This is a genomic window from Spirosoma pollinicola (assembly GCF_002831565.1).
Taxonomy (GTDB): Bacteria; Bacteroidota; Bacteroidia; order Cytophagales; family Spirosomataceae; genus Spirosoma; species Spirosoma pollinicola.
In genome coordinates this window covers 6,799,580-6,822,064 of the sequence record NZ_CP025096.1, presented here as the reverse complement: position 1 = coordinate 6,822,064, position 22,485 = coordinate 6,799,580, and the positions used below count along the sequence as shown (strand labels likewise).

The window sequence follows — 22,485 nt, the reverse complement described above, 5'->3', positions numbered from 1 at the left end:
AAAGAGCGAAAGAGTGAATGAGCGAAAATGCCGTCTAGACAAATCGCTCATTCACTCTTTCACTCTTTCGCTCTTTTAGTTATGATCAAGAAAGCCGTTATCCCCGCTGCCGGACTTGGCACCCGGTTTCTGCCCGCCACGAAGGCCCAGCCGAAAGAAATGCTGCCCATTATTGACCGCCCCACGATCCAGTATGTCGTGCAGGAAGCCGTCGATTCGGGTATTGAAGATATTCTGATTATTACGGGCAAAGGCAAGCGGGCCATCGAAGACCACTTCGACCGCAACTTCGAACTCGAAATGCGGCTCGAAGAAAAAGAGGACCAGCTATTGCTGGACGAGATGCGCCGTTTGTCGGACATGGCCAACCTGCACTATGTTCGGCAGCGGGAACTGAACGGCCTCGGCGATGCCATTCGGTACGCCCGGCATCATGTTGGTAATGAGCCGTTTGCGGTCTTGCTGGGCGATACGATCATGGACTCGGTTATTCCCGTAACCCAGCAGCTTATCGACACATTTGAGCAGTTTGGCGGTTCCGTTATTGCGGTTGAAGAGGTGCCCCACGACAAGGTAAATCGCTATGGTATTGTGGGGGGTAAGTCATTGAGCGAGCGTATTTTTGAGCTCGACACGTTGATCGAAAAACCCTCGATCAGCGAAGCCCCGTCGAATATGGCCATTGCCGGTCGCTACATCCTGACCCCCGAAATTTTTGCCATGCTGGAGCAAACGCCAGTGGGTAAGAACAATGAAATTCAATTGACCGATGCCTTGTTGCTCTTGCTGAAACGCGAAAATCTGTACGCGCACCGCATCGAAGGCAAGCGCCACGACATTGGCAACAAACTCGACTTTCTGAAAACAACCGTCGAATTCGCTCTCAAGCGACCCGAATTCGCCGATCAGTTTCGGGCGTTTCTCGAAGAGATTGTGAAGAAGTAATTAGACGTGAATTGTGGACAGTTGAGAGTATTTTAAAAATAAGAAGGCCCCGTTCGATGTAGGGCCTTTTATTTTTAAAATGGTATTAACGCACGCGTAAACTCAGCGAGGCCTCATCATCTTCCCCTTTATTAAGTCCATTGCCCGGAGTGGAGTCTGAATCGATGGGAGTAGCACTTAATACCTGAGAGCGAATCGTTCCCGACCCCGAAACACGCACTTGTAAGACCATAGCCTTCGAACCACCAGCCGGAATTGTCCCGATGGGAACCGTGATGGTTTGCCCATTGATTGTCAACCCTGTGGTTACGTTCAGCCGCCAACCCGTGGGTAGTAGCGTTTGCAGGCTAACGTTGCTGGCCGTAGCTCCCCCCCGATTACTGCACACCAGCGTAACGCTCATGACCTCGCCAGAACTCACTACCAGTTTGCTGGCGCTCAGGTTCAGACTTAAATCGGCTTTGGCTGAGTCAGTAGGTGGCTGATTACTCTGCACAATTGGCGGAGCAGCTTGGTTAGAGTTGGGTGAACGAATTTGGGGGCCGCTGGCATCGGGGGTACGCATGTCCACTGTCGCTTCGTCATCCTGTCCATCTCCGGTGCCCGAATTGGGCTGGCTGTCGGCATCGAACTGGCCGCTGGCCGTGATCTGAGCCGAAGTCGCATAGCTACCCGACTGGCTGGCCCTGACCCGGAAAACGAAGGGCTGCCTACTGCCCACTGGCAGACTGCCCGCCTGGATGGTAACTGTGTTGGCTGAGGCACTGACATTCCCCGAAGGAGAATCAACGAAAGCCATGCCAGCAGGCAGTATACTCTGGGCTCGCACATTGGTAGCGGCAAAAGGACCGGCATTAGCCAGCACCATAGTGATGGTAACAGGCTGGCTGGTGGTCGGCGTTCGGTTGCTAACACTCATGTTCAGGGATAAGTCGGCCCCGCCCGCACAGATGGACAGCGGCTGGCTGGGCGCACTGGCGACGGCCGGATTGCTGGCCACAATCCGAATCCGGTAGTTGGTTCCGGCCGGTAGCGAAGGAGACAGAGTCAATGAGATTGGACTGGTCGAGCCGCTCCCAATGGTGGTTTCGTTGGTAAAGGAGCCGTTTACATCCGAAAGACGCACACTGAACATATTGCCTCTGTTCACCACATTGTCGGTTACATCGACCACCACATTGACCGTACCACTCAAGCAGGCACTGGCCACCGGCTCATTCAGCGTCAGTACGGGCGGAATGGGGCCAGTAGGCTCCATAGGGTAGTAAAGGATGTTGCGCCGTTGCAGAAACACGGTTTCATACCACAACCCCGCACTAGTGTCACCCTGTTTGCGGACCGAGATCCGGTAGCGGGCCCCGGGTATAACTCCATCGATGCCAGCGTTTTGAGCTGGGTAGTATCGGATATAATTAAAATCAGAATTCCAGTCGCTGTCAGGGGCTTGTGAACTGGGGGGTGCCACACCCCATCCAGAATCAGCAAAGCTACCCCCGTCGATTCGCTGAACCCGCACCTCCACCGGAGCCGTGGCCTGTACCATCGCCAATAGACCATGAGAGGGCATATCATAGCCGTAGCCAAAGCGAAGAATGGACGAGTCGGCGGTGCCACCGCTGATGGGGGTTCGGTAGATAGTGAAGGCGGGGCTGGGGGTGGCATCCTGCTGCACCATGAAAGGCTCGCCCAAACTGCCAGCCAGCACGGGGTGGGTGGCTTTAGTGCGCAACTGGTACTGACCATTGGTCAGGGTGAAGGGCAGGGTGATCAGGATGGGGTTGTCGGTGGAGGGGGCCGACTCGAAAACCACGTTGCCGTCGGAGACTCGTACGATCTGGGCAATGTACTGGTTATCGGGCTCGTGGGCGTCGCTGCGCAGAGAGGCCACGGCCACAGTTTCGCCGGGTCGTCGGGTGAGGGGCAGGGTGTAGCCCGAGGTGATGAGGGCGGTCGAGTCGGTGGGCATCAGGGGGGGGGCCTGCTGAAAGAAGGCGGTGGTCAGGCTCTGATCCCAGGTGTCGATAAAGCGGAAAAAACCCGCTCCCCGAAAGTGAACGTCATCTCCCCCCCTGTTGTCGTACCCTGTCAGGAAGTCGGTAGCAGGTCCGGCAAAGACGTTGGGTACATTGCTGATGAGCTGGTTCTGGGCCGCAATAACCAGCGGATTCGTTTGGCCCTGCGTGTAGCTCACGCGGGAAACGACCCAGGGCAGGGGTCGGTTGCCCACCTGCTGGCGGCTCTTCTCGATCACGTACTTGACATTGTTAAAGTACTGCTGAGTGGTCGATGATATATCTCCTTCACCCTGATGCCAGAGCACGGCCCGCACGCCGGTGCGCAGCGCATAGTGGAGCAGCACCACCCCCAGCCGACGGTAAACAGCAAGGTTGACCGATGTACCGATGTTACCTGCTGCTGACTGCTGCCATTCGCTACTGGTGGTGCCCCCCAGGGCCGCCCCCAGAAACAGAACGGGCACGTTCAGCCGCTGAACGAGTTTGTCGCCCAGCGGCCCCCAGATGTGGGGGGGCTGGCTGGGGCCAATGTTGGCCCCGTAGCTGGTGTTGCTAAAGCGCAGGGGCAGAAGTTGTTCGCTGAGGCTGTCCTGGCGGAAGTCAAGGGTCATCACCCGGTCCTCCACCGAATTGGGTGGCCGTTGAAAGCCTCCCGCTGCATTAGACTGCCCGGCCACGATGAACACCTCGCCTATCCCGACTCGGTTAACCTGGGTCTGAGCGATGAGGGTAGTGCCCGTTTTGGCCCGCACATCGAGTCGATACCAGCCTGCCTGGGCGGTGATGGTGCCTCGGAATGTGGTTGAGCCGTTGATTCGGTTGAGGGTAGTCCAGGATGAGACGCTACCCTGCCCGATGGCCAGTGGCACGACGCGGGCTTCGATGGAGGTGGCGGCTGGTGGGGCCATGCCGGTGACCAGGATGGTGGCCTGGTTGTCCAGATCGCGCTGAAAGACCATTCGCGGCACCGGGCTCGTAACGGTGAGTTGAGCAAACGCCCCAAAGGATATTAATTGGCATAATACTACTGCCCATCGAAGAAAGACGGTCATGAATATTGATATTAATAATTGGATAAGTCAATCAACTATGTGCAATTATTATGCCCAATTGTTACTATAAGAATTAAAATTTTATTTAGTAGTTTATTTATTATAACCACTGGTAACAATAGGTAGGATTTGCTATGAATAAGGGGTAAAAATCTTGATCAGAAATAGCTATACTTGAGATGATAACTGAGCTACCACTATGAGTTTCGCATTTAACAGGTTTCTGATCGGGTTGTATATAGTAGGTGGATTACTTGGCAAGTTTGCATGGAAAAATCATCTTAAATCCAGAGAATATTTTCGTTATCAGACAGATACACGTCCTAATATTGTCCTGATTGTGGCGGACGATCATGGGCGTGAAGCTCTTGGTTGTTATGGGAATCTGAATCCTACAGGTACGCTACCAGTAAAGCCAACCATTCGAACTCCTCATATTGACCAGCTCGCGGCCGATGGCGCTCGCTTCTCGAATGCGTTTTGTACAACAGCCAGTTGTAGTCCCAGCCGGTCGGTGTTGTTAACCGGACAGCATAATCATGCCAATGGTATGTATGGGCTGGAGCATCAGGAGCATCACTTTAGCTCGTTCGATACGGTGCAGTCATTGCCTGTTTTGCTGGAAAAAGCGGGATACCGTACCGCTCGCATCGGTAAATTACACGTGGCTCCCGAGAAGGTATACCACTTTCAACAAGTGCTGAAGGCGGGGGGCGTTAATGATCCGGCATCAATTGGTCGTAGCCCGGTAGAGATGGCCCGGCAATGTTACTCGTTCCTGGATGATAAGTCGGCGGACGCTTCCCACCCATTTTTTCTTTATTTCGCAACCGATGACCCGCACCGAAGTAATACGGTTGCGCCCGATGGTTCGCCTGTTTTTGATGGCTCGAAACCTAATCTATTTGGCAATCGTCCCGGTGGGTATCCGCAGGTGGGCGACCATTTCTATCAGCCCCGCGACGTTCGGGTTCCGGCTTATCTGCCCGATACAAAAGCCTGTCGGGCCGAACTAGCCCAGTATTATGAGTCGATCGGCCGTCTTGACGCAGGTGTTGGTCGCCTGATCGACTACCTGAAAGATACCGGTCACTACGACAACACACTCATTATCTATCTGTCCGATAATGGGGCGCCCTTTCCGGGGGCGAAAACAACGCTATATGAACCCGGTATGCGATTGCCGTGCATTATTAAATTGCCCAAACCACAGAAGCCAGGTTTTGTGCAGGATGCCATGATCTCGTGGGTCGATATAACACCCACCTTGCTGGATTTTGCCAACGCGTGGCCCGGTAACACCCATAAACAGGGACGGTCATTCAAGTCGATTATTGAACAGGAGCGTGTTCAGGGTTGGGATGACGTGTATGCCTCGCATTCCCTGCACGAGGTGACCATGTATTACCCGATGCGGGTGTTGCGCGAACGCCGATACAAGCTGATCGTCAATCTGGCGCATCAGCTTCCGTATCCAATGGCACTCGATCTGTACAACTCGTTTACGTGGCAGGACATTCTTCGGACGAAGCAGACGCATTTTGGTAAACGAACGGTGACTGCTTATTTGCAACGTCCCCGTTTAGAGTTATACGACCTCCAAACCGATCCCGACGAAGTGAAAAATCTGGCGGCTAACCCGCATTATCGGGACGTGCTGACTCGAATGCAAACGAAGCTAAATCAGTTTCAAAAACAAACACGCGACCCCTGGGTAGACAAGTAAAGCAACGCGTAAACTCAGAAATTAGACGATTTTATAAGATAAAGTTTTTTTTAACCACATCGGACCGCCGAAGCGGAGGCACAGAGGTCTAATGGGTTACGTTCTTCCCCATTAGACCTCTGTGCCTCCGCTTCGGCGGTCCGATGTGGTTAAAAAAACTATTTCGCTATGGTTGCGATTTTCAACTCGTTCAACTGCGCCTGCGAAATGGGCGAGGGTGAGTCGATCATTACATCGCGGCCGGAGTTGTTTTTGGGGAAGGCGATGAAATCACGAATCGAGTCGACACCACCGAAAAGCGAACACAACCGGTCGAAACCAAAGGCAAGTCCGCCGTGAGGAGGTGCACCAAACTCGAAGGCATCCATCAGGAAGCCAAATTGTGCTTTAGCCTCTTCGTCAGAAAAGCCCAGAATGCTGAACATACGGGCCTGCAAATCGCGGTTGAAAATACGAATCGAGCCACCGCCCACTTCCGTACCGTTAATCACCAGGTCGTAGGCATTGGCCCGAACGGCCCCTAAGTCGGTGTCCAGCAACGGAATATCTTCTGGCTTGGGCGATGTGAACGGATGGTGCATGGCAAACCAGCGGTTTTCCTCTTCGCCATATTCCAGCAAGGGGAAGTCGAGCACCCATAATGTACTGAATACATTCGGGTCACGCAGACCTAAGCGGCTGCCCATTTCCAGACGTAACTCATTCAACTGCTTGCGGGCTTTCGCGCAATCACCCGAAAGGATCAGCATCAAATCGCCGGGTTTCGCGCCAAAATGAGCTGCCCACGCTTTTAAATCGGCTTCCGAATAGAACTTGTCGACGGAGGATTTTAGGGTGCCCGGTTCGCCGTCGCGATCTTCGTTATAGCGAACATAAATCAGGCCCTTCGCGCCAATTTGGGGGCGTTTGATCCAGTCCGTCAATTCATCGAGTTGTTTGCGGGTGTAGTGTGCACAACCCGGCACGTTGATGCCCACGACCATCTCTGCCGAATCGAAAACACCGAAGCCCTTGCCCGAGGTCATATCGACGGTATCGAAGGTACCTTTCAGTTCAACGAATTCCATGCCGAAGCGCGTGTCGGGCTTGTCGGAGCCGTAGCGTTTCATGGCCTCGGCATAGGTCATGCGGGGCACTTCGGCCATGTCGATGCCTTTAACCGCTTTGAACAGGTGCCGAATCAGCCCTTCAAACATATTCAGAATATCTTCCTGCTCCACAAACGACATTTCGCAGTCGATTTGCGTAAACTCAGGCTGACGGTCGGCGCGGAGATCTTCATCGCGGAAACACTTGACAATCTGGTAATACCGGTCGAAACCCGATACCATCAGCAGTTGCTTAAACGTTTGGGGCGACTGTGGAAGGGCATAAAACTCGCCCGGATTCATGCGGCTTGGTACCACAAAATCCCGTGCGCCTTCGGGTGTCGATTTGATCAGCACCGGCGTTTCTACCTCAATAAAGTCCTGCCCATCCATGTACACCCGCGTTTGCTGAGCCATCCGGTGGCGCAGTTCGAGACTTCGCCGAACAGGATTACGGCGCAGATCCAGGTATCGGTATTTCATGCGGAGATCATCGCCCCCGTCGGTTTCATCTTCAATCAGAAACGGCGGCAGCTTGGCGGGATTCAAAATCTCTAAAGCCGTTACTTTTAATTCAACCTCACCCGTAGGGATATTCGGATTTTTTGATTTACGTTCGATAACCGTTCCCGTTGCCTTCATCACAAATTCGCGCCCCAGTGAGCGGGCCATCGTAAATAATTCGGGGGCTGTTTGCCCGTCTTCGAGCAATAGTTGGGTGATACCGTAACGGTCGCGGAGGTCAATCCATAAAACACCGCCTTTATCGCGGATTGTTTGAACCCAACCGCAAAGGGTGGCTGTCGTGTTGTGGTCGGTAAGGCGGAGTTCACCGCAGGTATGAGTACGAAGCATTAGGTAAAGAGCGAAAGAGTGAAAGAAAGAGCGAAAGAATGAAAGAGTGAAAGAGTGAAGTGTGTTGAGGGATAGGATTCCTCTCGTTCACTCTTTCATTCTCTCGCTCTTTCGCTCACCCTTTGAATTCTGTCGCAAAGGTACGGACTTCAACTGCACCGGGCAATTCAAACCTATAAGGTTTTATAAACCATATAGGTTTACTGGTAGACAGCTATTTTCTATAATCCAACGCTGGTTTTCTGTCGCCAAGTAACGCTTCGTATTTGAAGTCAGCACCTCCGCGCTTTGTCAGCCATTCGGCGCGGGCTTTCTCGATGAGGACGGGCGTTTTGAACAAATCCAATGCCGTCATGGCGAGCGTTTTTGCGGCCACAATCATGCCTTTTTGACCAATGCTCATGCCACTGGCAGCCGTCGATTGCCAGCTGTGGGCCGACGAACCCGGTACCCAGGTAGCCGTCGACAGGCCAACGGTTGGTACCGCCCAGCTTACATCGCCAACATCGGTCGAGCCGCCACTGGTAGCACTTTCGGAGGCATCGCGGAAATCTTTCACCAGCGCTGCGTTTGTTACGGGCACTTTCTGATCACCAAACGTCTCGCTGATTTTTTCAGCAAAAGCGGTTTCTTCGGGTGTATACGTCACCCCGCCAACAGTTTTCAGGTTCTGGTGCATCACTTCGGCCAGGGTTACATTGGGCAGCAAATCATACACGCCACCCAGTACTTCCCAGGTTACCTGCGTTCCCGTTCCTTTTGCTGCACCTTCGGCGGCATTTTCGATCCGTTTCCAAACGCTTTGCACCACTGCCCGATCTTTATTGCGGACGTAGTAGTAGACTTCAGCATTGGCCGGAACCACGTTGGGTGCTTCGCCACCTTTTGTGATCACGTAGTGAATACGCGTATCGGATGGAATGTGCTCGCGCATCATGTTGACCATGTAATCCATCGCTTCGACCCCATCCAGCGCCGACCGGCCGCGCTCCGGCGAGGCAGCCGCATGGGCGGCAATGCCTTTGAACCGGAATTTCGCATTCTTATTTGCCAGCGATGTACCCGCATCGGCGGCATTTTGAGCGCCGGGGTGCCAGTGTAATACCACGTCGACATCCTTAAAAAGGCCTTCGCGCACCATATAGACCTTCGCCGATCCGCCTTCTTCGGCCGGGCAACCGTAAATTTTGATCGTTCCGGAATGCCCTGATCGTTTGAGCCAGTCCTTAACTTCGACCGCAGCCGCCATCGACGCGGTTCCAAAGAGGTTATGCCCACAACCATGACCGCCTTTCTGACCCGCAATGGGCGTAAATTCAGGTTTGGCTTCGGTGGCCAGACCGGGCAGCGCATCATATTCACCCAGAATGCCGATAACGGGTTTGCCCGATCCATAGGTAGCTACGAAAGCCGTAGGAATACCAGCTACCCCTGTCTGAACATCGAAGCCTTCTTTCTTCAATTGTTCTTCCAGTAGGGCCGAACTTTTCTCTTCCTGATAGCCAAGTTCAGCAAAGTCCCAGATTTGTTTGGAGATACCGGCATACTCGGGCGACCGCTTGTCCAGATCGGCAAGGATCATCTGCTTGTCTTTGTCGACGGCAGTGGGAGCGGATTTTTTTGGCTTTGGCTGTGCAAATGCCAGCATGGGTAGCAACAGGGCTACGGCGAGGTAATGAGTTCTCATGAGTGACGTTGTATTCGTATAATTAGCCTTGGGAGGCTATAAAATTAGGATAAAAACCGAATACCGTCAATTTCATTAGGTTAATGTTGTTATTGCCCAAATAAAACGCATTTTGCTGCTACCTGGCTTATGGTTAATCCATATCTATTGGTGCCCTGCTACTACCTTTATGTCAATAGTGAGGCAGTGGTCTAGCTGCTCACGATTGAAAGGTAGGTACACTGTTTTCCTGAAGCAGTGGGTCCTGCTGAAAAATGAACTTATGCAGCATACTGGCCCGGTTGCGGTTTTCTCTGGCCTTGCTGAAGAATTTCTCGGCTGCCGATTCGTCTCCACCCTGCGCTAGTGCCTTGCCCGATTCTTCGAGTAGTATGATGGCTTCTTCAATGGCGCGAATTGATTTCCAGAGGTTGTCTTCAACCGATTTATCCACTTCCGACAGCAGCGCACCTGCCGTATAGGCATGCCCGGTATGGCATCGATAGCGAACCAGTTTACCTTCATTAAAGCGCACAAGTGCGCCACTGCACTCTGGGCAGGTGAGGGGTGTAAGATCACCCATGTCTAGGATTCCCATCTCGAAGGCATTTTTTTGAGCTGCAATTTTAACTTCGGTTGCCAACCTCTCCTGCTCATCGAGGGAGAGTTGTTGAGACGTAGACGCATCGTCTTCCGTTGTTAAACGGCACAGCAGGTCAGCTAATTCGGCCAGAGGCACAATATGCTCAACGTCAACGTATTCGAGTACGCTGGAAGGCATACTTGGATACTGTGCATCGTCGGGTTGCTGAACGATACCAACACCCCCCAATCGTTTTATTGACCACATACCCGATGTTCCATCATCGAGCAGACCCGTTAATATTACCCCAATAACTCGTTGGCCAAAAGTATAGGCTGCAGAGCGAAGCAGGGCGTCGATGGAAGGGCGAAACCGGTTTTCTTTTGGCCCTTTTTTTACTAATACCCGGTCGCTTTCAACCAGTAGATGATGATCGGGCGGGGCTATGTAAATATACCCGGCCCGAATTGGGACGCCATCAGCCGGGTGTACGGCCTTGAGCGGTCCTGCGTGAGAGAGAATTTCGGGCAACATGCTGGTTGCATAGGGGGCCACATGCTGCACAACAAAAATAGGTGCGTTGAAAGTAGCCGGTAATGCAGCGACTAACTCTTTAAGTGCCAGTACACCCCCTGCCGATGCACCGATTACGACTATATCCCGTCTTGCCATAGATTTGCTGTGTAAACCATTACTTACTTATTGGTTAGGTATTCTTTTTATTTTTTGATATACTTAAGTTTCGTTTGCAACTACATGAACTAATTCGTCTGGATAGATAATAACTGCACAGATATATGGCAGTCAACAACGAAAGATACATTTGGTTTATAGTAAAACCACACTCGGATGACTAGTAAATGCCCACCTATAGTATCTCATGTTCCGGTTGTCGCCATTGGTGCATCGGCAGGTGGACGAGAAGCGTTTGTTGACTTGCTAAGCAACCTTTCGCCAACCACAGGGCTGGCCTATGCCTATATCGAACACGCACATCCATCGTCAGAACCCAAGCTGGTAGTTACGCTGAGTCAGGCGACGCCAATGCCCGTTCTGGAGGCCAATCATCTGATGGCAGTCGAACCTGACCATGTGTATATCATTCCACCCGATATACCTATGGAAATTGTGGACGGGGTATTAACCCGCATGCCCCGCAGGCGGCAGACCAAAGCAAATGCCAAAATCCTGACTAATGAGTACCTGCCTGTCGATCAGTTTTTTACCTCGCTGGCCGAACGGCAAAAAGAGGGTTCTGTCGGTGTTATATTGTCGGGTCTGGCCAACGACGGTACCCAGGGTCTGAAAGCCATTAAAGTAGCCGGTGGAATAACTTTTGCGCAGGATGGGTCGGCCAAATACCTCACTATGCCCCAGGCAGCTATTGTCGAAGGCGTTGTTGACAGGGTGTTGTCGCCCGCCGACATAGCCGCCGAACTGGAACGACTGAGTCAGCAACCTGCCCTCTTCCAACAAACCGAGCTTGTCGAGATGAAAGCCAATGACCTTCAAACCATTATTCAATGGCTGAAAAAAACCATTGGGGTCGACTTTAGTCACTATAATATGGCTACCATTCGTCGGCGAATTATCCGGCGCATGGTCCTTTATAAGCTGGATACGATGCACGCCTATGCAAACTATCTACAGCAGAACGATACAGAAGCCATCTTACTTTACAATGATCTGCTGATCAACATAACCAGTTTTTTTCGCGATCCGGAAACAATGTTGTTTCTGAAAAAGACCATCTTTCCGCAACTTATCCGGCAAAAAGAAAGCGATCATCGCCTGCGTATCTGGGTTCCCGGTTGCTCAACAGGGCAGGAGGCTTACTCGCTGGCTATGCTATTGCTGGAAGTGCTCGATGAACTGGGTATGAAGATGGCCATTCAGATTTTTGCTACCGACCTCAGCGAAATTGCCATTAACCGGGCCAGGCAGGGTACCTATACCCCCAGTGAAGTCGCCACGGTATCGCCGGATCGGTTGCAGCGTTTTTTTACGAAGATTGATGGTGTGTTTCGTATTGCGAAGACCGTTCGGGATATGTGCATCTTTACTCCGCACAATATCTTTAAAGACCCGCCTTTTTCACGGGTCGATCTGATTAGCTGTCGAAATCTGTTAATCCATCTGAACACGGTATTGCAGCGAAATGCACTTATTATGTTTCATTACGCCCTGAATGCCAATGGCTATCTGTTGCTGGGCAAGTCAGAAACGGTATCCGCTTCGGTGTCGCTGTTTACGCCCGCCGACAAGCTTCATAAAGTCTTCAATCGCAAGGATGAGCTAGCAATAGAAGTTATCAGTCAGGCAGTTGTTGATCGCTCAGATGGGCAATCGGCCGCTCGTTTGTTAGATATAAAATCAGAAGGAAGTAGTAACTATCCGCTCAATAAAGCTCGTAAGCCAGTGACTGATTTAGATAAGGTAGTTGATCAGGTACTACTGAACCACTACGTGCCTGCCAGTGTGGTTGTCGATCAGGAACTGGATATTTTACAGTTTCGGGGAGAGACCAGCCTGTTTCTTGAACATGCCTCAGGTAAGGCCAGTTTGAATTTACTAACAATGGCTCGCCCGGCCTTATCGTTCGAGATTCGGAACAGCGTGCAGAAAGCCCGAAAATCAGGGCAGTCTGTGCATAGATCCGGTCTGGAAATCGAAGTAAGCGGCAGGAAACACCTGGTGGCTATTGACGTCGTTCCCCTTACCGATGGAGCCGCCGGACGGCTGTTTTTGATTCTGTTTCAGGAGCTTGATAAGACCACCATACCGGAGTCCGGATTGGAGAAAGGGCAGCCCAGCCGGACACATCAACTGGAGAACGAACTGGCCATAATGCGGGAAGAGATGCACGCATTTATTGAGGAGCATGAGATTGCCAACGAGGAACTACAGTTAGGTAACGAAGAGATTGTCAGCAGCAATGAAGAGTTGCAAAGTATCAACGAAGAACTGGAAACGTGTAAGGAAGAAATTGAGTCGACAAACGAAAAACTTCAGACCATTAATTATGAATTACAGGTCCGTAACGACCAGTTGACGGAAGCGTACATGTACGCCGAAGCCATCTTTTCGACCATCCGCGAAGCTACCCTTGTGCTTGACAAAAACTTGCGCGTAAAGAGTGCCAACCAAACGTTTTACCAGCTATTTCGGCTGAGTGAATCTGCTACCGTTGGGAAGATGATTTATGAAATTGGTAACCACCAGTGGGATATCCCGCAACTGCGCGAACTGCTGGAAGAGGTTACTCAAAAAAATGCCTTTATGCAAGGCTTCGAGGTGAAGCATCATTTTGCTGACGCCGGCGAAAAAGTAATGCTGATACACGCTCGCCGAGTTATTCACCAACAACGGCAGGAGGCTATTTTACTGGTCATCGAAGATATTACCGAGCACCGAAAGGTGCAGCAGTTGCTGGAAGAACGGCAGATCCGGTTTCACGATATTATCGACAATGTGCCTGCGCTGATCTGGGTTGCCGGTGCCGATGGTCGCTACAATTTCTTCAATAAAGTATGGCTGGACTATACAGGTCGTAGTGCTGAGGGAAAAGATATACAGGACTGGACGCAGGGCATTCACCCCGAAGACCGTGCCGGATACATTGCTGCCTACATCACTAGCTTTAACGGTCGTTTTCCGTACCAGGCCGAATATCGTCTGAAACGCAGTGACGGTGAGTACCGATGGATGATGGAAAACGCCCGCCCTACCTTCTCTCCCGAAGGTACGTTTACGGGCTACATCGGTACTTGTGCCGAGGTACACGTACAAAAAAGCCTTAATCAGAAACTGGACAACCGCGTGCAGGAGCGTACTGCAGAACTAACCCTGGCGAATGAAAAGCTGGCGCAAACGAATAACGACCTGAGGAACAGTGCCGACAATCTTCAGGCTGTACTCGATACCTCTCCGGCCTCTGTGGGGCTATTTAAAGCCTTGAAAACAGCGCAGGGCGAGGTGATCGACTTTAGCGTAGTTGTCTGTAATCAGAAATTTGCTCAACTCGTACAGGAGCCTATCCGGCAGGTTGCGGGCAAGCGGGCAACCGACCTGGCCGCGACCCTTTGGCAGGAAAAAACACTCCCACAACTTCGGCAGGTGTATGAGACCGGCAAAAGTGCCTACCGCGAACAGCAGGAGGTCGCTGGCAGGCAGGATCAATGGATTGGTATGTATATTACCCGGCAGGACGATGGTATCATGCTGACAGGGGTTGACATTACACCCCTGAAACAGGCTGAATATCAACAGAGTCACTGGCTTCAGGAATTGGAACGCTCGCAGCAAGCGATGCAGGATCTGGAGCAGATGCGCCGGTATGTTCGGGAGCGGGGCGAGTTTCTACGGACAACGTCGCATGATTTGCGGGGGAGTTTTGGGGTCATTCAGGGAGCTGCTGCCCTCCTGAACCTGATGGATACTGAAGAAGAGCGGGAGCAAATGCTGAGTATGCTCAACCGGAACCTTAGTCAGGTGATCGGCTTGCTGACTCAACTAATGGACTATTCGCGGTTGGAGGCCGGGCAGGAACAGGTCTTTAACCAGCCGTTCGATGTTGCCGAACTGTTACGCGAGTTAAGCGCCAGCCTGCAACCGATGGCTCACGAACGCGGCCTTTGGCTACACATAAACGGCCCCGACTCATTACCCGCTAAAGACGATATCGTGAAGGTGCGCCGGATTGCTCAAAATCTGGTGTTAAATGCACTCACGTATACCAAAGCGGGTGGTGTAACGATTGGCTGGAGCACTGGTAAAGGTAAAAAAGGCTGGCAGTTCAGTGTGCAGGATACCGGGTCGGGGCTGCCTGAGCGGAGCGTTAGGCAGCTCCTTGACAAACATCGACAGGCCGAAACGATACCCGATAATCAGCAGGAACAGGAAAATTATACCGATTCAGGTTCAGGAGAGGGTATCGGCCTGTCTATTGTCAAACAGCTCAGCAATTTGCTGAATGCTACATTGCAGGTAGAAAGTACGGATGCCGGCACGCTGATTGAGGTGCTTTTCTAACGTACCGGGACTTTTGCCTGATTAATGTGTGCGAACGATAAATCAGTAGGAACTGTCTGCCCCGGCGGGTATCTTTTTGCGTATGTACGTAGCAGAAGCCAACTCATCTCTGATCAAACCAGCAGAGTTTATGGCCTTAAAAGAGCTCATGACCGAAATCTGCAGTACTGGCTGGTGCTGAACCAGTTTGTCTATTCGTAGCCTAAGGCACTGGAATTGGCTACTAATTGGTTAGCGGCACTACTGACATTAAATAACGTTAGCCTTAAAAATATATATTTATTTGGTTTCTTTTTCGCAACGTTTCGATGGTCAAACTCGTATCCCTTTCTACAAACCGGATATAGTTCCGTTTAACCGTAAAACCGAAACGTTCCATGCGTGTACTCACCTCACTGGTCGCTCTGCTGACGGCCACGTTCACTTATGCTCAGGACAATATCATTCTTCGTACTGGTGGAGAAATTCCCGCTAAAGTCCTCGAAGTGAATCAGCAGGATTTAAAATATCGCAAAACGGATAATCCCGATGGCCCCATTTATACGGCTCCCATCCGCGATGTGTTGCTTATCAAGTATGCCAACGGGACAAAGGATTCGTTTGAGAGTCAATCGGCTCCGGCAACGGGTGCTGGCACAGCCCAAACTGTAACCGTTACTGTGGGGAAGGGGGGCGTTTCGAGCGTAGTGAACAGCGCCGTGGGCTTGTCGACACTTCGTTATCAGAGTCGTTTCCTAACGCATCATTTTGTGGATGCCAGTGGGCAACGCCTAAGTCTGACAGAAACAGAGTCAGTAGTGCGGCTTCAACCCGATGCGCTCACCAGCTTTGACCGCGGGCGTTCACTGCGCACCTGGTCTACCGTTACAGGGGTTACTGCTGCTGCATTTATTGGTGTAGGTGTTGGAGTCGCTTTTGCTAATCGGGGTGGTATGTTCAGGCACGGTCGGTTTATTGACGGACCGGGAAATGATCCGAATGCGTCAACAAACAACGATGGCCGTTTAGACGGTCGCGGCCCAGATCATCGTGTTGGGGCGGCTCTGGTGGGCGGTGGTATTCTGGTTGGGTTAGCGTCGGTATGGCTTGGTCACCGGGCCACCCTACAGTTCCGGCGGGCAGCAGATCAGTATAATCAGCGCCCAGCCACAAGCCTTCAGCTTGCTCCGGCCAGTAGTGGTTTAGGTATGGGACTGGCGTTAAGGTTTTAGGAAGAGATCACCCCATTCTACCACCCCCAACCCCCTCCTAAAACAGGAGGGGGCTATACCAAGGGGTAGTTATTTTAAAGTTTTCGCCTGCCTTTATAGGAAAGTAAACAAGTCTCTTCCTTATAAAAAATACGAGTAAAAACAATAACAAGCTCCCCCTCGGCAAAGCCCCCTCCTGTTTTAGGAGGGGGTTGGGAGTGGTAAAATGGGATGGTCACTTCCTTACTTCGCCAGATACCCGCCATCAATCGGGTAATACGAACCAGTAACAAACGAAGCCTTATCCGTCGACAGCCAGAGAACCAGTTCAGCCACTTCTTCTGAACGACCCAGTCGCCCGATGGGGTGCATACCGATAAGCATCTGTTTAACATCGTCGGACAGTTGACTTAACAAAGGCGTGTTGATGTAGGCTGGGCCAACGGCATTGATACGGATGCCCGAAGCCGCATATTCAATACCTGCCGTTTGCGTTAGACCCACTATGCCATGCTTGGCGGCCACATAACCCGGCGACATAGCCGTGCCCACCTGCCCTAAAATGGATGCCATATTAATAATGGCCCCTTTGATGTTCTGTTTCAGCATGGCCTCCAGTTCATACTTGAGACAATAGAATACACTGTTCAGATTGACGTTGATAATATGCTGCCAGCCCTCGATCGAGTAATCGGCGGTCAGGTTCAGTTCGCCACCAATGCCCGCATTGTTACAGGCTATATCCAGTTGACCAAATGCCGAAACGGTTTCCTGAATTAGTAGCTGGCACTGAACCGGGTCGCTTACATCGGCTTTGAAAAATTGAGCATTTGCGCCCAGGGCTTTCACCTGTTCGGTTACTTCCAGCCCAAGGGTTTCATTTACGTCTGATAGCATTACATTGGCCCCATGCTGGCCATAAAGTAAGGCAACGGCCTGGCCAATGCCCGAAGCCGCTCCGGTTATCAGGGCTGTTTTTCCCTGCAAGTCCTTATCCATAATCTTTGTAATTGAGTAAGTCAACACGCTCAGAGCCGCTGGCAAACAGGCTGGTCTTCCAGCCACGCAAGGCATGAACGTGATATTGACAAAAGTATCGATACTCAATTAAGCCAACTATGATAAAGGGCAGGTAAGAAGATGATCTAAGGCATCTATGCGAGTGGATTATCCTAACTAGTCGCAGTCCAGGGATGAAAAAAGAAGATGGTGAAGAAAGGCAAACAAATCCTCGTTACGCTTCAGAGGGCCAAAATCGGTGAGAGAGGGTAAATGCTCAGCGAAAAAAGATTGATAATGAGCCGTTTCGATAATCGAACTAGCCCTTGACCGCGCATACGGGTAATTGGGCTTATAGTCGAGAATAATAGCAGCAATACGGCCACATAAGTCCTTGTAAGGCTTGAACAACTGCTGCTTATTGTCGTCTGTGACGTGATGCGTCAGATACGCTTTGCTCGCTTCGCAGATAACAATGTGGTAGAGAGCCGTGAAATCAATATCATACCCTGTCGTTTCGGCAATCGGTTTTACAAGGTCTTTGGGCAAGAGTAACTGGAGAACCCGTTCCAGTTTATCGCGGGGGTCGATCAGGTTATTTGTCTGAAAAACAACCTGATATTCCAGCCATTGCCAGTACCAGGCCACCAGATACACCAACAGCCGGTGCTTATTTTCGAAGTATCGGTAAATACTGGCCTCTTTTGTGCCAAGGCGTTCGGCCAGCTTCCTGAAGGTCATGTCTTCAAAGCCTAGCTCATCGATGAGCAAAATGCCCTGCCTAACAATGCGTCGTCCCAGATCAGAGCTTTCCGGATTTCGTAGAAAAAGCTTCTCGTTCATCCGTACCAGTACGGTATATTCCATTTGTCGAGCGTAAAAACCATTTAACCTAAATGATTAATGCAAAGAAACGAACTATCGGGAATAAAAGTTATGTTTGCATTTGTGATAGTATTACTATCAAAATGTTAAAAACGTATTAATAAACATGACAACTGGCTATCAACAACCTCAGCCTTCGCCAACTCAACGGTTGCTGCGGCTCCTGAGCAATGACAAAAAAGACATTGGCTACATTTATCTGTATGCGATTGTAACGGGTGTTATCAGTTTATCGCTTCCGCTGGGTATTCAGGCTGTGTTCAACCTCGTATCGGGTGGCCTGGTATTCAGCTCCGTGTATGTTCTGATCGGGTTGATCATTGTTGGTGTCCTGATTACGGGCCTGTTAATGATCAGTCAGATGACGTTGGTGGAAATTCTGCAACAGCGCATTTTTGCAAAGGCTGCATTTGAATTCACTTATCGCCTGCCCCATATCCAGCCGAAGGCGCTGGCCGCTTACTTTCCGCCCGAGCTGATGAACCGCTTTTTTGATGTACTGACTATCCAGAAAGGCTTGCCCAAACTGCTCATCGACCTCACAGCCGCCGTTGTCCAGATCATATTCGGCATTATTCTGCTGTCGTTTTATCACCCTGTATTTCTGGGGTTTGGTTTGTTCACGTTGCTGGCTATTGTTGGCATTTGCTGGTTGTTTGGACCCAGTGGATTAAAGACCAGCCTCAACGAATCGAAGTACAAATACAAGGTAGTTGCCTGGCTGGAAGATCTCGCCCACGACCTGCCAACGCTGCGCAGCCGGGCCGATGCGATGGAACCCATTGATCGAATGGACGATCTGGTTGCGAATTACCTGACTTACCGGAATGCTCATTTTAGTGTGCTGAAACGGTTTTTTTATAGCGGCATAGCCTTCAAAACACTGGTAACGGGCGGGTTGCTGATCCTGGGTACAACGCTGGTTGTTGGGCGGCAGATGACGCTGGGGCAATTCGTTGCCTCTGAACTGGTGATCGTACTGATTACCGGAGCTGTTGAAAAATTGATTTCCGGAATTGATACGGTTTTTGACATGCTTACCGCTGTTGAAAAAATTGCTAACGTGACCGATTTACCACTCGAAACAGATACCGCCCATGCTTAATTTATCCAACGAGCGGGTAAACGAGCAGCTCTTTACTCACTACCCGCTCAAAACATTACGAACCCTTCCCCAGCCCAACAGCGGGCGTAAACTTGGGCGCTGGATGCTGGCATTTTTGCTGATTGGCCTGTTGGTAATGTTTCTGCCCTGGCAGCAAAACATCAATGGCGAAGGCAGCGTCACGGCCCTACGCCCACAGGATCGACCGCAAACGGTGCAGAATGCCATTGCCGGCCAAATTGAACACTGGGCCATACAGGAGGGGCAGTATGTTAAAAAAGGGGACACGCTGCTGGTCATCTCCGAGATAAAAGACGACTATTTCGACCCAAACCTACCCCAGCGACTCAATGAACAACTGGGAGCAAAACGGGGCAGTTATGCGGCTACCGATGCGAAAATTGCCGCACTGGATGGCCAGAAAGCCGCGCTCGAAACCGGTTTGAAAGTAAAATTGTCGTCAGCCGGAAACAAAGTGCGGCAGTCACAATTCAAGGTGGTCAGCGATAGTACCGATTTAATTGCGGTTCAGAAAAACTACCAGATCGCCCTCGATCGGCTGGAACGTTATGAACGGGGCCACAAGAACGGCCTGTTTTCGCTTACCGACCTCGAATCGCGCCGACTGAAAGTACAGGAGGATTATGCCAAAGTCGTGGCGCAGGAAAACAAGCTCAATGTGGCCCGGCAGGAACTGGTCATTGCCCGGCTCGATCTGGGTACGATTCAAGCCGACTATCAGGAGAAGCTGGCCAAAACCCTGTCAGACCGAAGTTCTGCCCTGTCTTATCAGGCCGAAGCCGTGGGGGAGATTTCGAAGATACAGAATAAGATCAGCAGTGTGGACGTTCGGCGGGGGCGTTATGTGGTGCGGGCTCCGCAGGATGGCTACGTCGTTCGGTCGTTTAAGGCGGGCATTGGCGAAACGATCAAAGAGGGCGAATCCATCGCTATTCTTCAGCCTGCCCGTCCGGCAATTGCCATTGAGCTGTATGTTCGGGCAATGGATGTGCCCCTGATTCAGACCGGCCGGAACGTGCGGCTCCAGTTCGATGGCTGGCCCGCTATTCAATTTGCGGGTTGGCCAACGGTAGCGGTGGGTACGTTTGGGGGTGAGGTGGCCGTGATCGACGCTGTCAGCAGTGTCAATGGTAAATACCGGTTGCTGGTAAAACCCCGGCAGCAAAAAGGCGATCAGCCCTGGCCGCAGCAGTTGCGGGTTGGGTCGGGGGTGTATGGCTGGGTCATGCTCGATGATGTACCCGTTTGGTATGAACTGTGGCGGCAGTTGAACGGCTTCCCGCCGAGTTTGCAGGAAGAACCAAAAGACGAGAAAAAGAAATGACGTGTAAACAACTCCGTTTGTGGTGGATAATGGTGGTGTTTCTTGCGCCAATCGCGTCGGCGCAAACACCTGCCGACACCATGACATTTACGGCAGCCGAATTTTATCAGGCTATTTTACAACACCATCCACTCGTTCGGCAAGCGGCTTTACTACCGGCAGAGGCTCAGGAGGATGTTCGGCAGGCGCGGGGTGCGTTTGACCCAAAGTTATTTTCAGCCTACGATCGGAAAGAATTTGGCCAGAGTCTGTATTACCAGAAGTGGCAATCGGGTTTATCCGTGCCGGTTCTTCCCGCTGGTATCGATGTTAAAGTAACCTACGATCAGAACCGGGGCGAGTTTGTCAACCCCGAAGATCGCGTGCCATCGTCGGGTCTGGCGGCTGTGGGTATAAGCGTTCCTATTGGGCGAGGCCTGGTTATTGACGCCCGGCGCAGTACCCTGCGGCAGGCACAGTTAGCCGTTACGTTAGCCGATGCCGACCGGCTGAAGCTGATCAATAAAACGCTTTTCGATGCGGCCAAAACCTATTGGGAATGGTATCTGGCCTATCAGCAATATAGTCTCATTCGGGAAGGGTATCAACTGGCCGACACGCGGTTTGCCGCCATTCGTGAGCGGGCTTTACTGGGCGATGCCGCAGCCATCGACACCACCGAAGCGCTCATATCGGCACAGGATCGACTCGTGATGCAGCAGCAGGCGGAGGTGGCCCTGCAAAACGCGCGTTTGCGGGTAACGGCATTTTTGTGGGCGAGTGATGAAACGGGTAGCCTGCCGCAAGCCGTCGATATGCCCCAAACGATCGTGCCGCAGGTGGCTTCGCAGGAACCCGCCAATGAAGCCACACTGGAAAATCTGCTCAACCGGGCTGCCGAACAACATCCTGATCTACTCAAACTAACAATCAAAGGCCAGCAACTAGCCATTGAAGAGCGGTTTCGGCGGTCGTTGCTCCAGCCACAACTCGTGCTAAATGCGAGTTTGCTGAGCCGCACACCCGTGGCAGGTACTGGCTATGATTGGTCGAGCTATTATGCTTTCCGGTCCGATAACCACAAAATAGGCGTAGACCTGACGTTTCCGTTGTTTCTGCGAAAAGAGCGCGGCAAGTTGCGGCAAGTGCAGATCAAAGCCAAACAGCTCGACCTGGAGCGGCAGCAAACAAGTCGGGTTATTGCCAACGATGTGCAGGCCATCTGGAATGAATTAAAAGCGCTTAATCGGCAAATTGCTGTTCAGCAGCAGACCGTCCTGAATCAGCAAACGTTGCTTCGGGCCGAACAGGATAAATTCGATATGGGCGAGAGTTCCCTGTTCCTGGTCAACAGCCGCGAAACGAAACTGATCGACTTACGGGTGAAACTGGAAGAATTGCGAACAAAATACCAAAAGGCAGTAGCTTCTCTGTGGTATGCTGCAGGCAGTAATCTGGGGTGAGCTCAGGGGTAGTCTGCCAGTCAGCAGGTGTCAGTTGATAGATATAATTAAAAAAAAGAAAATTTTTAAACAAAAACACTTGACAAAGACTTATCGCGCCAGAGATAATTACATCAATGGATACTAATGGACGTGTCAGTAAATAGTGCCAGTGCAAATCAGCTTCCATCAGTTATTATGATTGACGATGACGCCGACGATTACTATCTTCTAAGCACGGTAATAAAAGCCAATTATCCTGAGCATGACGTAATGCCAATTTACGACAGCTCACAAGCCTTGTCTCAACTCGAAGCGCTTCGGACATTACCTGCATTTCTACTGCTCGACCTGAATATGCCTGTTAAAAATGGGTTTGAGATTTTAAGGGAGATGCGGTCACTAACGCGATATGAATCACTTCCTATTATCATTTTTACCAGTTCAGCAAACCCCAAAGACCTCACCCGTTGCCGAGAACTGGGGGCTACCGATTATATCGAAAAACCAACCAGCTATAAAGAGTTGCATCTGGTAATAGAAAAGACCTTGCGATTGTGGCTTAACACATCCGCGTAA

14 protein-coding genes are annotated in these 22,485 nt (G+C 51.3%); 8 read left to right on the top strand and 6 right to left on the bottom strand.

The features are described from left to right. Window positions 1-81: 81 nt before the first annotated feature. Window positions 82-945 (top strand): UTP--glucose-1-phosphate uridylyltransferase GalU, encoded by an 864-nt coding sequence (galU, locus tag CWM47_RS28685; RefSeq protein ID WP_100992028.1) that lies wholly within the window; start codon window positions 82-84, stop codon window positions 943-945. 85 nt (window positions 946-1,030) lie between these two features. On the opposite strand, the gene CWM47_RS28680 is transcribed toward galU, so the two are convergent. After that, window positions 1,031-4,012, bottom strand: coding sequence for a sialate O-acetylesterase (locus CWM47_RS28680; RefSeq protein WP_240625509.1), 2,982 nt, complete (start codon window positions 4,010-4,012; stop codon window positions 1,031-1,033). A 199-nt stretch (window positions 4,013-4,211) separates the two neighbouring features. On the opposite strand from CWM47_RS28680, the gene CWM47_RS28675 reads away from it, so the two are divergent. Beyond that, a complete protein-coding gene (locus tag CWM47_RS28675) occupies window positions 4,212-5,738 on the top strand; it encodes a sulfatase family protein (RefSeq protein ID WP_100992026.1) in 1,527 nt (508 codons plus the stop codon). A gap of 158 nt (window positions 5,739-5,896) precedes the next feature. Here the strand turns inward: CWM47_RS28675 and aspS are convergent, their stop codons facing one another. The 3 genes from aspS to CWM47_RS28660 all read right to left on the bottom strand — a co-directional run bounded on the left by aspS (window position 5,897) and on the right by CWM47_RS28660 (window position 10,602). Then, window positions 5,897-7,681: an aspartate--tRNA ligase gene (aspS, locus tag CWM47_RS28670; RefSeq protein WP_100992025.1), complete on the bottom strand. Its 1,785-nt coding sequence runs from the start codon at window positions 7,679-7,681 to the stop codon at window positions 5,897-5,899. A gap of 214 nt (window positions 7,682-7,895) precedes the next feature. Beyond that, window positions 7,896-9,368 (bottom strand): amidohydrolase, encoded by a 1,473-nt coding sequence (locus CWM47_RS28665; RefSeq protein WP_100992024.1) that lies wholly within the window; start codon window positions 9,366-9,368, stop codon window positions 7,896-7,898. Between the two features lie 199 nt (window positions 9,369-9,567). Beyond that, the gene (locus CWM47_RS28660) at window positions 9,568-10,602 is read right to left on the bottom strand and encodes a chemotaxis protein CheB (RefSeq protein ID WP_100992023.1); all 1,035 of its coding nucleotides are present in this window, start codon (window positions 10,600-10,602) and stop codon (window positions 9,568-9,570) included. A 177-nt stretch (window positions 10,603-10,779) separates the two neighbouring features. On the opposite strand from CWM47_RS28660, the gene CWM47_RS28655 reads away from it, so the two are divergent. Both CWM47_RS28655 and CWM47_RS28650 read left to right on the top strand, forming a co-directional pair. After that, window positions 10,780-14,961: a CheR family methyltransferase gene (locus tag CWM47_RS28655; protein ID WP_100992022.1), complete on the top strand. Its 4,182-nt coding sequence runs from the start codon at window positions 10,780-10,782 to the stop codon at window positions 14,959-14,961. 377 nt (window positions 14,962-15,338) lie between these two features. Further along, window positions 15,339-16,172 (top strand): hypothetical protein, encoded by an 834-nt coding sequence (locus CWM47_RS28650; RefSeq protein WP_100992021.1) that lies wholly within the window; start codon window positions 15,339-15,341, stop codon window positions 16,170-16,172. 222 nt (window positions 16,173-16,394) lie between these two features. Here CWM47_RS28650 and CWM47_RS28645 read toward each other — a convergent pair whose 3' ends face one another. Both CWM47_RS28645 and CWM47_RS28640 read right to left on the bottom strand, forming a co-directional pair. Then, window positions 16,395-17,150, bottom strand: a complete 756-nt coding sequence (locus CWM47_RS28645; protein ID WP_100992020.1) for an SDR family NAD(P)-dependent oxidoreductase — start codon at window positions 17,148-17,150, stop codon at window positions 16,395-16,397. A gap of 177 nt (window positions 17,151-17,327) precedes the next feature. Further along, window positions 17,328-18,017 (bottom strand): TetR/AcrR family transcriptional regulator, encoded by a 690-nt coding sequence (locus CWM47_RS28640; RefSeq protein WP_100992019.1) that lies wholly within the window; start codon window positions 18,015-18,017, stop codon window positions 17,328-17,330. A 124-nt stretch (window positions 18,018-18,141) separates the two neighbouring features. On the opposite strand from CWM47_RS28640, the gene CWM47_RS28635 reads away from it, so the two are divergent. The 4 genes from CWM47_RS28635 to CWM47_RS28620 all read left to right on the top strand — a co-directional run bounded on the left by CWM47_RS28635 (window position 18,142) and on the right by CWM47_RS28620 (window position 22,485). Further along, window positions 18,142-19,140, top strand: coding sequence for an ABC transporter transmembrane domain-containing protein (locus CWM47_RS28635; protein ID WP_100992018.1), 999 nt, complete (start codon window positions 18,142-18,144; stop codon window positions 19,138-19,140). Further along, a complete protein-coding gene (locus tag CWM47_RS28630) occupies window positions 19,133-20,485 on the top strand; it encodes an HlyD family secretion protein (RefSeq protein ID WP_100992017.1) in 1,353 nt (450 codons plus the stop codon). The genes CWM47_RS28635 and CWM47_RS28630 overlap by 8 nt, the downstream gene beginning before the upstream one ends. After that, window positions 20,482-21,927 carry a TolC family protein gene (locus CWM47_RS28625; RefSeq protein ID WP_240625508.1) on the top strand — a complete coding sequence of 482 codons (1,446 nt, stop codon included), beginning with the start codon at window positions 20,482-20,484 and terminating at the stop codon, window positions 21,925-21,927. The genes CWM47_RS28630 and CWM47_RS28625 overlap by 4 nt, the downstream gene beginning before the upstream one ends. A gap of 177 nt (window positions 21,928-22,104) precedes the next feature. Further along, the gene (locus tag CWM47_RS28620) at window positions 22,105-22,485 is read left to right on the top strand and encodes a response regulator (RefSeq protein WP_157816080.1); all 381 of its coding nucleotides are present in this window, start codon (window positions 22,105-22,107) and stop codon (window positions 22,483-22,485) included.

What these genes read in the sequence shown, in the direction of transcription:
- galU (WP_100992028.1), top strand. Translation starts at nt 82, where the DNA reads ATGATCAAGAAAGCCGTTATCCCCGCTGCCGGACTTGGCACCCGGTTT.
- CWM47_RS28680 (WP_240625509.1), bottom strand. Translation starts at nt 4,012, where the DNA reads ATGACCGTCTTTCTTCGATGGGCAGTAGTATTATGCCAATTAATATCC.
- CWM47_RS28675 (WP_100992026.1), top strand. Translation starts at nt 4,212, where the DNA reads ATGAGTTTCGCATTTAACAGGTTTCTGATCGGGTTGTATATAGTAGGT.
- aspS (WP_100992025.1), bottom strand. Translation starts at nt 7,681, where the DNA reads ATGCTTCGTACTCATACCTGCGGTGAACTCCGCCTTACCGACCACAAC.
- CWM47_RS28665 (WP_100992024.1), bottom strand. Translation starts at nt 9,368, where the DNA reads ATGAGAACTCATTACCTCGCCGTAGCCCTGTTGCTACCCATGCTGGCA.
- CWM47_RS28660 (WP_100992023.1), bottom strand. Translation starts at nt 10,602, where the DNA reads ATGGCAAGACGGGATATAGTCGTAATCGGTGCATCGGCAGGGGGTGTA.
- CWM47_RS28655 (WP_100992022.1), top strand. Translation starts at nt 10,780, where the DNA reads ATGACTAGTAAATGCCCACCTATAGTATCTCATGTTCCGGTTGTCGCC.
- CWM47_RS28650 (WP_100992021.1), top strand. Translation starts at nt 15,339, where the DNA reads ATGCGTGTACTCACCTCACTGGTCGCTCTGCTGACGGCCACGTTCACT.
- CWM47_RS28645 (WP_100992020.1), bottom strand. Translation starts at nt 17,150, where the DNA reads ATGGATAAGGACTTGCAGGGAAAAACAGCCCTGATAACCGGAGCGGCT.
- CWM47_RS28640 (WP_100992019.1), bottom strand. Translation starts at nt 18,017, where the DNA reads ATGGAATATACCGTACTGGTACGGATGAACGAGAAGCTTTTTCTACGA.
- CWM47_RS28635 (WP_100992018.1), top strand. Translation starts at nt 18,142, where the DNA reads ATGACAACTGGCTATCAACAACCTCAGCCTTCGCCAACTCAACGGTTG.
- CWM47_RS28630 (WP_100992017.1), top strand. Translation starts at nt 19,133, where the DNA reads ATGCTTAATTTATCCAACGAGCGGGTAAACGAGCAGCTCTTTACTCAC.
- CWM47_RS28625 (WP_240625508.1), top strand. Translation starts at nt 20,482, where the DNA reads ATGACGTGTAAACAACTCCGTTTGTGGTGGATAATGGTGGTGTTTCTT.
- CWM47_RS28620 (WP_157816080.1), top strand. Translation starts at nt 22,105, where the DNA reads ATGATTGACGATGACGCCGACGATTACTATCTTCTAAGCACGGTAATA.